Source organism: Ferrimicrobium sp. (genome assembly GCA_022690815.1).
GTDB lineage: Bacteria > Actinomycetota > Acidimicrobiia > Acidimicrobiales > Acidimicrobiaceae > Ferrimicrobium.
This window is the reverse complement of sequence record JALCZJ010000008.1, coordinates 26,734-39,524: the sequence shown is the minus strand read 5'-3', so window position 1 is coordinate 39,524 and position 12,791 is coordinate 26,734. Positions and strand designations below refer to the sequence as shown.

12 protein-coding genes are annotated in these 12,791 nt (G+C 58.2%); 2 read left to right on the top strand and 10 right to left on the bottom strand.

Going from position 1 to position 12,791, the window contains the following annotated elements:
- Window positions 1-9: 9 nt before the first annotated feature.
- From MP439_03880 to MP439_03845, 8 genes are all read right to left on the bottom strand, one after another.
- The gene (locus MP439_03880; GenBank protein MCI2975200.1) at window positions 10-927 is read right to left on the bottom strand and encodes a peptidoglycan-binding protein; all 918 of its coding nucleotides are present in this window, start codon (window positions 925-927) and stop codon (window positions 10-12) included.
- A gap of 53 nt (window positions 928-980) precedes the next feature.
- A complete protein-coding gene (gene trxA / locus MP439_03875; GenBank protein ID MCI2975199.1) occupies window positions 981-1,313 on the bottom strand; it encodes a thioredoxin in 333 nt (110 codons plus the stop codon).
- Between the two features lie 249 nt (window positions 1,314-1,562).
- Window positions 1,563-2,534 carry a thioredoxin-disulfide reductase gene (trxB, locus tag MP439_03870; GenBank protein ID MCI2975198.1) on the bottom strand — a complete coding sequence of 324 codons (972 nt, stop codon included), beginning with the start codon at window positions 2,532-2,534 and terminating at the stop codon, window positions 1,563-1,565.
- A gap of 249 nt (window positions 2,535-2,783) precedes the next feature.
- Window positions 2,784-3,122, bottom strand: a complete 339-nt coding sequence (locus tag MP439_03865) for a hypothetical protein (GenBank protein MCI2975197.1) — start codon at window positions 3,120-3,122, stop codon at window positions 2,784-2,786.
- Between the two features lie 21 nt (window positions 3,123-3,143).
- Window positions 3,144-3,983 (bottom strand): DegV family protein, encoded by an 840-nt coding sequence (locus tag MP439_03860; GenBank protein MCI2975196.1) that lies wholly within the window; start codon window positions 3,981-3,983, stop codon window positions 3,144-3,146.
- A complete protein-coding gene (gene murJ, locus MP439_03855) occupies window positions 3,980-5,581 on the bottom strand; it encodes a murein biosynthesis integral membrane protein MurJ (protein MCI2975195.1) in 1,602 nt (533 codons plus the stop codon). The genes MP439_03860 and murJ overlap by 4 nt, the downstream gene beginning before the upstream one ends.
- The gene (locus MP439_03850; GenBank protein ID MCI2975194.1) at window positions 5,578-7,353 is read right to left on the bottom strand and encodes a DUF6049 family protein; all 1,776 of its coding nucleotides are present in this window, start codon (window positions 7,351-7,353) and stop codon (window positions 5,578-5,580) included. Before MP439_03850 ends, murJ begins: the two co-directional genes overlap by 4 nt.
- Before the next feature lie 49 nt (window positions 7,354-7,402).
- A complete protein-coding gene (locus MP439_03845) occupies window positions 7,403-8,122 on the bottom strand; it encodes a GNAT family N-acetyltransferase (protein MCI2975193.1) in 720 nt (239 codons plus the stop codon).
- A gap of 164 nt (window positions 8,123-8,286) precedes the next feature.
- Between MP439_03845 and MP439_03840 the strand changes: the two genes are divergently transcribed.
- Together MP439_03840 and MP439_03835 are read left to right on the top strand one after the other, a co-directional pair.
- Window positions 8,287-9,324: a histone deacetylase gene (locus MP439_03840; protein MCI2975192.1), complete on the top strand. Its 1,038-nt coding sequence runs from the start codon at window positions 8,287-8,289 to the stop codon at window positions 9,322-9,324.
- Between the two features lie 111 nt (window positions 9,325-9,435).
- Complete coding sequence (locus MP439_03835; protein MCI2975191.1) at window positions 9,436-10,878, top strand: CCA tRNA nucleotidyltransferase; 1,443 nt, start codon at window positions 9,436-9,438, stop codon at window positions 10,876-10,878.
- A gap of 233 nt (window positions 10,879-11,111) precedes the next feature.
- Here the strand turns inward: MP439_03835 and MP439_03830 are convergent, their stop codons facing one another.
- Window positions 11,112-12,005 carry a ParB/RepB/Spo0J family partition protein gene (locus tag MP439_03830; GenBank protein ID MCI2975190.1) on the bottom strand — a complete coding sequence of 298 codons (894 nt, stop codon included), beginning with the start codon at window positions 12,003-12,005 and terminating at the stop codon, window positions 11,112-11,114.
- Entirely contained in the window at window positions 11,998-12,765 is a 768-nt protein-coding gene (locus tag MP439_03825; GenBank protein ID MCI2975189.1) for an AAA family ATPase, read from the bottom strand. The genes MP439_03830 and MP439_03825 overlap by 8 nt, the downstream gene beginning before the upstream one ends.
- Window positions 12,766-12,791 lie beyond the last annotated feature (26 nt).

The window sequence follows — 12,791 nt, the reverse complement described above, 5'->3', positions numbered from 1 at the left end:
GTCGACGAGCTAAATTGTCGCCTGTGCCTCTGGCTCCGGGTCGACGAGAAAACGTTCGATCGCGCCTGCGACCGCCTCGACCACTTCTGGTCCCAGGATCAGCCAGTGGTGGGGGTGGTCGATGGCGATAGATACGGCTGGCATTCTGGTCTCCCGAAGAATCGGTAACGTCATTCCGCGCGTGCTGACTGGGATGGGCAGGCCAAGATGCTCAAGTGCATCTGAAACAATCTCTGCCAAGAGCATGCCAGCGGGTGACGTGTAACGAAAACCCGAATAGTAGGCCACCTGCACGCCAAAGGTCGAGAAATCGAAATAGGTTACCAGGTCCAACTGCCTAGTGTTGGCGGTCGTGGCGAGTCGCGACTGATCACCATCATTAATGGCCACCGCTCTAGCCCCTCGTGTTCGGAGGCGCTGGGCAAGCAACTCTGATTGCTGCTCGAGGAGTAATGAACCAAAAACGGCAACGGACGCCTCACTCAGCGGCTTTTTCCGCACGCGAAGACGCTGGCGTTCGCGAACTCCGTGAATGTGTTCGCTCGATCGCCCAAACACCCGGCGCAACTCATCGACGGTTGCCCCACCACAGATACCGTCGGCGGGCAGCGCAACATTCGATTGGAAATCTTGGAGTGCGTCTCTGGTGCGAGGTCCAAAGATACCGTCGACACGCCCAGGATCAAAACCGAGGTTGCCGAGCCGCTCCTGAAGCCAGGCAACATCGTCGCCACGGAAGCTCGGATTACGGAAATAGAGGACTCGATCCCCAAAGGCAAAACCGGCCTCTACGAGGCTCCTCCAGGTAATTTGATCGCACTCCCCCGTCTCGGGGATGCCCCGAGACAGTTGAAAGGCCTCAATGGCCTCTGTGAGGCCAGCCGACCCAGTGGTTGGGCCAAAGCCCAATTTCTCGAGCCGAGCCACGACATCAGCCAGGCTCGCCTCAGAGTTCGAAGGATCGATCCTCGCTGGGGGGTTCAACCAGCGAGCGCCGGATCCAGTTCCTTGAGCAATGCCTTCTTCGACATCGCTCCCACGATCCTCTTGACTGGCTCGCCATCGCGGAACAGCATCAGGGTCGGAATGCTCATGATCTCGAACTTCCGAGCCACTCCAAGAGCGTTGTCGACGTTCAACTTCCCAATCGTCAGCTCTCCGCCCTTGTCCTCGGCGATCTCCTCGAGAATTGGAGCAATCATCTTGCACGGTCCACACCACTCTGCCCAGAAGTCTACTAGTACCGGGGTCGTCGCCGCTTTGATCCGCTCATCGAAGTTCTGATCGTTTAGTTCAATGATCTCTACGCTCATTTCTCACTCCATTCCCGAAATCCATAATTCCCATGAATCTCGCTATCTTGTCCAAATGCAACTCTACCCAAAGTCATTATCCCAAACTTACTGGCCCAGACTTACTGGTATGGCAAATTCGTCAGTCTTGCAACGTTGGCCAAGCCTAGCTAACTCGACCGGCCTGCGAGAAACCATGTCGACCGTTACCCGCCGGATCGTTGCATATCAGTAGTTGCGTTCACAACTATTACCAGTCTAGTCAATCGGCTACTTGGAAGACTCGCGGCTTGCCAAGTAGTGCTCTACGTCGAGTGCCGCCTGGCAGCCCGACCCAGCTGCAGTGATCGCCTGACGATAGAGGTGATCCTGCACGTCACCAGCCGCAAAAACGCCACGAACACTCGTCGCCGTCGACCCAGGTTGAGTAATGATGTAACCAAGATCGTCCATCTCAAGTTCACCTTTGAACACGTCGGTGTTCGGGGCATGGCCAATGGCAACGAAAAGACCGGTGAAATCGTGTCGTTCGCGACCCTCGCCGGTCGTATCTTGGAGCGTGACGCCTCGGAGGGAACCACCCTCCTCATGGAGCTCCACCACTTGTCGATTCCAAAGGAACCTAATCTTCGGGTTGGCCATCGCCCGATCCTGCATGATCTTCGAGGCTCGAAGTTGATCACGCCGATGGATAATGGTCACCGACTCGGCGAACTTGGTCAGGAACAGCGCCTCCTCCAGCGCAGAGTCACCACCGCCAACAACCGCGATGTGATGTCCGCGGAAGAAGAAGCCATCGCAGGTCGCACACGTCGACACTCCATGACCCACCAGTCGAAGCTCGTCATCGATTCCAAGCATGATCGAACGGGCACCGGTGGCGATGATTACGGCGTCAGCACGGTAGGTCGGTTCGTCCGACGAAGAATCCGACGCCCAGATCAAAGGCTGTGGGCCGGAGAAATCGATACGAGACGCCTTCGCGCCATGCATCCGGGCACCAAAGCGTTCGGCCTGAGCACGAAAATTCGCCATCAACTCGGGACCGAGGATCCCATCGACGAATCCCGGAAAGTTCTCGATCTCGGTGGTCAACATCAGCTGGCCACCCGGCTGGTCCGAGGTCGACGAGGGCTCTCCTTCGAGAACAACAGGGCTAAGGTCAGCCCGTGCAGCATAGATCGCTGACGTAAGTCCGGCCGGCCCGGATCCGATAATAACTACCTTGGCATCTTCGGTCATCGTTGAACTCGTTCTCCTCTATACCTCTGCGTGATGCTTGGCCTCGCCGTGATGCTTGGGCTCGCCGTGACGTTTGGCCTCGCCGTGATGCTTGGGCTCGGCGTGACGCTCGTGTTGAGTTGACGACAGCCCTAGCGATCAGCCTGCGTTACCTTCAGCATGCATGCTCTTCCTTTGATACCTGTACAACCCATCGCCACAACAACTGATTCCCACCCGACTGTCGAGGTCGATAGCACTGAGCCCCGCTTAGGTCGACGCTTGTTGCGGGTGGAACCGGTAACGACCCATCTTGCGCCAAGCGAAGATCGACGCCACCAACGCGAGACCACCGATGACGAAGTAGGTGATCCAGACGCGCCCGGCAAAGAGATAGGCGTCGAGCAGTTTCACCAACGCATCGACGGTCAACACCGCAGCGACGATCACCAAGACAATGCCAACGAGGCCGAAAATGATGGCTCGAGCCAACCAGAATAACGGGGAGACGGCCTTATTCTGGAGAAACTTCGTGATCTCGTCGACCCACTCCGTTGCGCGTGACGCGAGGTCGCGTTGCGCCTCGGTTTCACCGTGTCGTTCACCCATCTGGATTCCCTCCTTATGCGTTTAGCTTACTTCGCCTTTGACCACCGAAATGCCGAGAGCTCCTGGTCCCGCGTGTGTTCCGATCGTAGCACCCATCACCGTGACGATGACATCGTCGACGCCCGTCACCACCTTGACCCGCGTCAAGGCCTCATCGAGGTCCGGGGCCATCGCATGGACGAGTCCAACTTGCTGGTACGGGCCATTACCCTCGAACTTCTCCAGGAGCGCGGTGAGCGCCGTCTTGCGAGTACGAACCCGGCCCGCCGCCAAGATGGCGCCATCACGTACCTCGATCAAGGGCTTAAACGACATCAGCGTGCCCAGCAGAGCACTAGCGGCCCCGATTCTGCCGCCCTTACGAAGATTGTCGAGGGTGTCAAGCGTGCCAAAGGTTCGGATTCGTTCGATCAACGAAGCACCGAGTGCCTGGCACGTATCCGGTGACGCTCCGTCTTGGGCTGCGCGTGCTACCCCAATCGCGACAAGCCCTTCACCGATGGTCAACGTTCGGGTATCGAGCACCGAAACGCGATGGGAAAAGGCGCTCGCGGCTGTCACCGCCGACTGGTACGTGGCCGAGAGATCCCGGGTCATGGTGAAACACATCACGTGACTAGCACCAGCATCCAACGCCTCGCTAAAGGCGGCATCGAATTCGGCGGGCGAAGGGGCCGAGGTCTTCGGGAGCTCCTCAGCCGTGCGAACCAGCTCCCAGAAGCGCTCTCGCGAGAGCTCGGTACCATCCTTGTGGTCGACACCATCGAGACTGATAGTCAGCGGCACACGACGGATATCCAAGGCGTCTGCAAGCTCATTGGGCAGATCTGACGCCGAATCCACAACAACCGCCACACTCATCGCTGCAGCTCCCTTCTTTGGCGGGTCAGTCTAGCTGCCAGCGCGTTGAGCACCACAAAGATTCCCGCAGCGATCAGTAGTGAGCCCACGGTTTGGAACACAAATCCGAGGCTCCTTGGACCATCGATCGACGGCAACAACCTCCAGAGCACGACCGCTGCGATCGCTCCAAGCAACCCGAGACGCCCCCAGACACGGAGCAGGTCCCCAGGGGCCCGCAACGCGTGCATGCGAGCCAGGATTACGAGGCCAAGCAGTGCGGCAACCGTGTAGGCGATCGATAGCGCTAGGGTCAACCCTTCGACACCGTAGTGACCGACCAGCACAAAGGCGAGCACGATATTGAGACCGTTTTCCACGACATAGAGCATGAACACGACTCGGGCATTCCGTGTCGCCTGTAGGCCCTGGACAATCGAAAGAAACAGGGCAAAACCAGGGAGTCCGACGGCAAAGCCCTGGAGGGCCTCAGCGGTCAGGTGCACACCAGAAAGCCCGACCGCCCCGTAGCGCAACACAAGATCCAGCCCAACCGGTGCACCGACCAACATCACCGCCGCCAGCGGCAAGGTAATCGCGACGCTGGCACGCAAGGCGCGAGTCAGGTTCGTAGCGTACCCCAACCGATCGTTGGTTGCCCAGAGGCGAGCGAGCCTCGGCTGGAGCGCCGTCATGATCGAGAGGGAGACGATCGCATACGGGAGCTGGAAGAACAGGTAGGCGTAATTGTAGGCACTAACAAAGCCAGGTCGCGGATCAGCGATCGCGAGCACGACAAAGACCGCTACTTGGTTGGCGATGACGAAACCAACCGTCCAAGACGAGAGTGAGAACATCTCTTTGACCGCTGGATCTCGCACCGAGAATGATGGGCGAAACTCGATTCCCAGACGGAAGAGGACTGGCAACAGTACCAACATTTGCGCCGCCACCCCAGCGGTCGAACCGAGTCCAAGGATCAAGGCGGCCCCCGAGTGAGCCAGCACCACGTTGAGATTTGCGCCTGGATAGAGGGCAGCAAAGAGCACGAGTGACAACACCGCGACGACGTTGTTGGCGATTGGGGCAAAGGCTGCCGAGGCAAAGTTGCCTCGCAGATTCAACACCGCTGTAAAGAGCGAGATTGCGCCGTAGAAAAACAGTTGGGGTGCAAACAAGCGCAACAGCTCCACAGCGAGCTCTCGTTGGGCCGGAGCATAACCATGGTGATTGGCGATGGTGTAGAGACTGATGATCACCGGGGCAAGGAGTTCGAAAATGACCGTCGCGATCAACAACGCCGCAACGCCCAAGGTCAGAATCGTAGCTTGGCTCCTGTTGCCCAGTCGACGCCCTGCAACGCTAAAGCGCGCAGAGAGGACTGGCAGCAACGTCGCCGAGATCACCCCACCCAACAACAGATCGTAGAGCATGTTGGGCGTATTGTTGCCAAGGTTGTAGGCATCTGCGAGCGGACGGACACCGAGCACCACAGCGAGTACAACCAGTCTGATCAGACCCGTCAGCCGCGAGGTCAGCGTCCCGGCCGCGAGCAGGGCCGCATTCTGGCTCGCCGACTCACGAGTGCCAAAAAGTAGTCGTTTGAGTTGCTTGATCACACATCCCTCGGCTTTTTGTGGTGCCGTCGCGCGGTACGCACCCACCAGGAGATCAAGACCAATGCTGCCCCAACGGTCAAGACGATGCCAACGGTCGAAAAGCCGGTTGAATGCACCGTCAGCGTGGTGCTCAACAACACGTTGCCATTGGGCGCTGCGACGACCGCCGACGCCGCGAAGGTTCCAAGAGCCTTGACGACGACCGGGAGGGCAACGGTTTGGGTCCCCCGCTTCAGAGAGAGACTCCGTGTGGAGCCCTTGGGAAACGCGATCTCAGATGAGTGAATCGACATCTTCACACTGATCGGGAAGGGCAATGTTGACGACAAGGTCAGCGGCACTGACACGCTATGAGAGGTCAAGGTAATCGTCCTCGATCCCACCAACTGCACGTTGGCGAGCAGTCTTCGTTCCTGCTCTTCGAGTGACACAGCAGCTTGCCGACCGAGCGTTGGCTCTCGACCGGTCGCAAGCTGTGCTAGTCCGATCAAACCATTGAGCGGACTATGCGATCCAGTGTCAGCCGAAGTCAATCCACTGAGGCGATTCAACGCTGATCGCAGTGATCGATTCACGGTCGGGCAGTGGGGTGATGACGTGGCGAGACTGAGATCGGACTCAGCGATCTGGCTGCTCGGCAAATTCGCTGCTTGACTAAGCGTCTCGAGTTGAAAAAGCGAGGTGCTATGGAGGCGATCGAGAACCGCCACCAGAGATTGGAGCTGTTGGGGTGTCGTAACGTTGACACCCATCGTCGCCACTCGTCCATTTTGGGCAGGGGCCTGAAAATAGAATTGGGCAAGGTCGGCCAACAAGCGCTGGTATCCGTCCGGCGTGGTCGCGTTCGCCAACTCAGTGCTCAGCTGTTGGCTCGACCCCAACAACGTGAGACCCATGGTTCGCACGTGCGCTGGATCTGACACCGAGAGCACCGAAGCGAGTTTACCAAGCACCGTGTCTGGTACCACTGCGACGCTCACCCTTTGTCGATGCAAGGCACCCAACTCGGCTCGGCTCGGCACCGTGTCAAAGACCGCCGCGCCAGTGTCGGTCCCATTGACCTGTGCTGATAACCCGAGGCGGGCACCAAAACCGATAAGCGAAGAGAATTGAGGATTCGCGCAGCCCGCCTGGGAGGAAGCATAGGGTGAGAGGATGCGCTGATGTAAAGTCGAGGGGCCAACGAGCTTGGCATACCGGATCTGATCCGCGATCGACGTACCGAGCCTGCCTCCGACCGAGATGCTGGCCGCAGCTGGTGAACTCGAGAGGTTCACCAACGCCGGGTCGACGGTCTTAGCAGACGCAGGTAGTTCGACATGAAGGACTGCGGCAACACCGAGTGGAGTGGTTGCTGCGTCACCTGATGGGAAAAAAGGTATACCAAGAATGACTTGGCTCACGGTGACACCGGTTTGACTATTGGCGATACGGAGTTCGACTGGGTAGACGCCAGCACAGTCAGCGCCGCAGGAGATATCAGAGAAGATAGGTGAGCGCAGACGATAACCGCCGCCGGACCCACGTATGTTAGCCAACGGCATCGGCCGAGAGAGTGCCAGTGGTGAGCCACCGGGACCTTGGTGGAGGGTTTGACGCAGTTGTGAGCGTGATGAGGTGCTCGGATAGACCACAAGAAAGGCTTCTGCGTTGTTGGTGGTGCCCGAAAAACGAAAATCGATCGAGAGGGGTCCGGATCCACTCACCACCCCGGGCGCTTGCGTCAGGGTGATCCTATCCTTGTAGGCAGCGAGTCGCTCGTGTCCAGGCATGACTAGCACCACTGAGACCAAAGGGACGAGAACGAGTGCGACGATAACCCTAAGAGACAGATGGCTCAAAAATCGAGATACCCTCCGGCTGGAGGTCGAAGTCGAGTTTGAGGTAGAGCTTGAGAGCATTCTCGTTACGCTGTTGTGTGTTGACTCCAACTCGCCGTGTTCTCCACCTCTTCGCCCATCGCAGGCCGTCAACGATCAGTCGTGTGGCAAACCCACGGCCTTGCCAGCGAGGATCCACCGCGATCCTTTGGAGATAACCCTCGCCACCACCTAGGCCAAAAATAGCGTAGCCCGCTACCTCGTCAGAATCGCCTACGGTCACCACCCTAAACCGACTCCGGGGTGTCGCTGCGACCGCCTCAGCAAGTGCTAGTTGATTCATGGCCCAAAACGGCTCAAAACATGCATTGTCAACGCGGATCACCTCGTCGACGTGGAGCTGACTCGCCCGATGAATCCGGGCTATGCCAGCGGAGGCCGGAACCTGAGGGAGACTGAGCGCACTTCGCCGAAAGAGCACATGCAGTCGATCCACTTCGCGCATGCCCGCAGAGGCAAGGACAGCCTTCTGGGTAGATCCGGTCGCCTGAACCAAGAACCTCGAGTAGCCCATCTCCTGGCCTAGCGCCATCGCTCGGAAGAGGATCTCGGGATCTCGCACCCAAACGTGTGGCGGAACCGCAACCAATACGGCTCCTGAATTTCCATACCACGGTGAATACCGAACTTGGATGCCACCGACACTTCTTAGCGCAGCCAACTAGCGTCAACGGTCCTTTCCTGCATAGCCCGTACACCTGAGCTCTTTAGTCAAACACTAATAGCTGAATAACACAGAGTGATCCCAGACACTCAGACGGCGCCAATCAGCCGGAGATAGAGGTAGGGAACCGCGAGTAGCCAGAGTCACGGTAGCATAAGGGCATGACCGTATTGTTCGGCACCCATCCCGAATACCTCGAACATGATCCCGGTCTCTTTCACCCTGAGTCAGCCAGCCGACTCGAGGTGATCACCTCAGTTGTCGACCGATTCCACGATGGCATCGTTCGCTTTCAACCCTCGCCTGCCAGCACCGAGTCAATCATCAGGGTCCACGACCCAGCCCACGTTGCTGAAATCCGTCAGCTCTGCCTGATGGGTGGTGGACCAATCGATGCTGATACCCACGTGGGATATCAATCCTACGATGTCGCTCTACTGGCGGCTGGCGCCGGGCTCAACGCCATCGATCGCCTCCGACAGGGAGAGGCGGATTCGGCGTTCGTTGCAGTTAGGCCACCTGGCCACCACGCGACGGCGGATACCTCGATGGGGTTTTGCGTCTTCAACAACATCGCCATCGCCGCCCAACAGCTGGTCGAACAGGGCGAGCGTGTTCTCATCATCGACTTTGATGCCCATCATGGCAACGGCACGCAAGACATCTTCTACGCGAATGCATCAGTGCTCTACGTCTCAACGCATCAACATCCCCTCTACCCAGGCACCGGAAAGGTCTTCGAACTAGGGTCAAACGACGCGGCGGGCCTCACGGTCAACATCCCTCTTCCCCCACGGACATCGGGGCAGACGGCTCTTGCAGCCCTTGACGTGATCGCCTCCCCCACCATTGCGGCCTTCAACCCAACGTGGCTCTTGATCTCTGCTGGCTTCGATGGCCATCGAGCCGATCCACTCACCGATCTCGGTTACCGCGCCGACGACTTTTATCACCTGACTGCCTGGGCACTCCAATACGTGCCCAAAGGAAGAACGATCGCCTTTCTTGAAGGCGGCTACGACCTCAACGCCTTGGCCGAGTCGGCCATCGCCATGTTCGAGGCCATGCTCGACCTCGGACGCCGTCCCGATCCCTTTGAACCTGCGGGCACCATCGAAACCGATCTGGTAAACACGCTCGACCGAATGCGAAGAGGAGCTCTTGAATCACAAGGCATCGCATCGCCACCAACAAACTAGGCGTTACTGGCTTGCAACCACTATCGTCGCACGGGCCGGTATCAGCTCGGCTGAATCCAGGCGAGGTAGGATAGGGCAGTCCGTTAGCTAGAGCAGAAATAGGTACCCGAGGTGATCCCCGACCGTTTTCAACCCATCATCAGCCAACTGCAGCCAGTTGCCGAGCGTTTTCACCAGCACAACCTCCGCCTCTACATCGTCGGTGGTGTCGTACGTGATCTCATGCTTGGCTTCAGCCCCAGCGAGATCACCGATATTGACCTGACCACCGACGCGCTGCCCAGCGATATCATCGCCGTGCTCGAAGGTCTCATCCACTCTGTCAACCGTGCAGGCGAGCGCTTTGGCACCATTGCCTGTTCCTTTGGTGAACTCAAGCTCGAGATCACCACACATCGTCGTGATGTCTACGCCAACACAAGCCGCAAGCCAACAGTGGACTTTTCTGGATCGCTGGCTGAGGATCTTGCTCGTCGCGACTTTACCATCAACGCCATGGCTCTGGAACTGACGACCGCAGAGCCAGTCCTCATCGACCCGTACGACGGGGTGAGCGACCTCGTCGCCAAGCAACTCAGGACACCCGTCTCACCCGAGGTCTCGTTTGTTGAGGACCCCCTTCGCATGCTTCGCGCCGCTCGGTTCATCGCGCGCTTCGACCTGGAGCCAGAGCCAGGCCTAATCGCAGCCGTTGGCCAGTTCGCTTCACGGCTTTCGATCCTTTCGCGCGAACGAATTCGCGATGAGCTCAACCGGCTGTTGACCCTTGATGACCCATCAGCCGGCCTCCAATTCTTAGTCGAAACGCCCCTCGCGAATAACTTTCTCCCGGCGCTCGCCGCGTTGCGCCTCGAGCAGGACCCGGTGCACCACCACAAAGACGTCCTAGCCCACACCATCGCCGTGGTCCGCAAATGTTCCCCACGCCTCCGACTACGACTGGCCGCCCTACTCCACGATATTGCAAAACCCAAGACCCGTCAGTTCGGTCCAGAAGGTGTCACCTTCCACTTCCACGACGTCGTTGGGGCTCGCATGGCGACAACCATCCTCACTGACCTCCGCTACCCCAAAGACCTCATCCAAGACGTCACTAAGCTCGTCGCATTGCATCTGCGCTTTCATGGCTACGAAGCCGGCTGGTCCGACTCGGCCGTACGTCGCTACGTGCGAGATGCTGGTGAACTCTATGAAGATCTAAATGAACTGACCCTCTGCGACGCCACCACCCGCAACCAGCACAAGCTCGCGGCTATGGCACAACGGATGGCGGACTTCAGGCAACGCGTCATCGACCTTCAGGCGGCCGATGCAGCGGCTGCGCTACGACCCAGCCTCAACGGCGACGATATCATGAAGCTTCTCAACGTCGGCCCCTCCCCCACCGTTGGCAAGGCTCTCGCCTTTCTCCTCGAAACCGAACTTGATGAAGGACCGCTGCCAACTGAGGTCGCGATCGAGCGACTTCTCCACTGGTGGGCGAGCCAACCCCGAGCCGAAGAACAAAGCCACATACGCAAACACTCGCCCCTAAAGAGACCTGACCGTCGCTAGCGACAACCCCTAAGAACGCCCCGCAACAACATCACAACAATCGATCCACAGCCTTGGCTGAACGGCCACACGAACCCGGGCGCTACAGTGAACCCATTTCGCCGTCGCATTACCCCAGGTAGGGGCGCTGCAGACCGGATCGCTTCGAACGTACCTGGGGAACACACCGTTCATCCACAACCTTATGCACAGCTGTGTACAAACTTCACCCTTAACCTCGATATAACCTTCACTTAAGACTCGAACCCGGGGTCGACGATCGAAGAAGCGATTCGATGCAAGTCGTTCAGATCCGCAAAATCCAGTCTGATACTGCCTGAACCACCCTTCTTGAGATCGATCGACACCGAGGTCAGCAACGACTCAGATAGCAACCCCTCGACCTCAACCACCACAGCCGGACGAGGTTTGGGAGCAGCCCCATCCGCTGGCTCCTCCCGCTGTACGTCATTGGCCCCCGACACCGGCGACACCGTCTGGCGCACCAACTCCTCGGCCTCTCGCACGCTCAACCCCTCGGCGATGATCCTCTCAGCCAATCGCTCCTGAAGCTTCCGATCTGGCGATCCCAACAACGCTCGCGCATGCCCCGCGGAAAGCGTGCCCTCAATAAGCGCACGCTGCACCGAGGCTGGGAGTTGCAACAATCGCAGAGTATTTGATACGGCCACCCGGCTCTTACCAACCCTTTGTGCAACCGCCTCATGCGTCAAACCAAAATCGTCAATCAACTGTCGGTATGCCGCCGCCTCCTCCAGAGCATTGAGATCCTCCCGATGAAGATTCTCAACAACCGCCACCTGCAACGAACCGAGGTCGTCACGCTCCTGGATAAGCGCTGGTATAGCCGTTAACCCAGCCCGCTGTGCAGCCTGCCAACGCCGTTCCCCAGCTACCAACTCAAATCCGTCATCCTGTCTCCGAACCAGAATCGGCTGGAGCACACCGAGTTCACTGATCGAGGCCGCCAATGCCGACAGACCCTCTTCACTGAACCGTTTCCGCGGCTGGTATCGATTCGCGTGGACCAGACCGATAGGGATCTCCTGTAGCCCTTCCGCATATCGGTCGTTCGCGACCGGAATGAGGGCACCCAACCCCTTCCCGAGACCAGACTGCCTAGCCATTGGCTACCTCCCTTGCTAAATGTCGATAGGCGATCGCCCCTCGCGAACCCGGATCGAACACCGTGATAGGCTTGCCAAAGGAGGGGGCCTCCGATAGACGAACGGTACGTGGGATGATTGTCTTGCAGACCGTATCCCCACAATATTCACGCACCTCACGAACAACCTGTTCGGCAAGGTTGGTGCGTGCGTCATACATGGTCATCACCACGTAATCGATACTGAGTTCCGGATTCAGCGAAGCCTGGATCAGTCCAACATTCCGGAAAAGCTGAGAAAGTCCTTCGAGCGCATAATACTCACACTGGATCGGGACCATCACTGTATCCGCTGCGGAAAGAGCATTGATAGTCAACAGGCCCAACGATGGGGGACAGTCGATAATCACATAGTCGAAATCCGCCCGAATCCCGTCTAGTGCACGACGTAATCGCAGCTCACGGGAGAAAGCCGAGACCAATTCAATCTCAGCACCTGCCAGGTCGATGGTGGCCGGGCAAAGAAACAGATTGGCCACGATGGTAGCTTCGATGACGTTCTCGATGGGCTCATCCTTCATCAACACGTCGTAGACGGAGTGCTCCAACTCCCGAGGGCTCACCCCTAGGCCTGTTGTGGCATTTCCCTGCGGGTCAAGATCGAGGACCAAAACACGGTGACCCAACTCAGCCAATGAAGCAGATAGGTTGACCGCCGTCGTCGTCTTTCCAACGCCACCCTTTTGATTCGCCAATGCGATGACTCTTGCGCCCTGCTCCACTATCACGTCCCTTCAGGTTCTTTCAC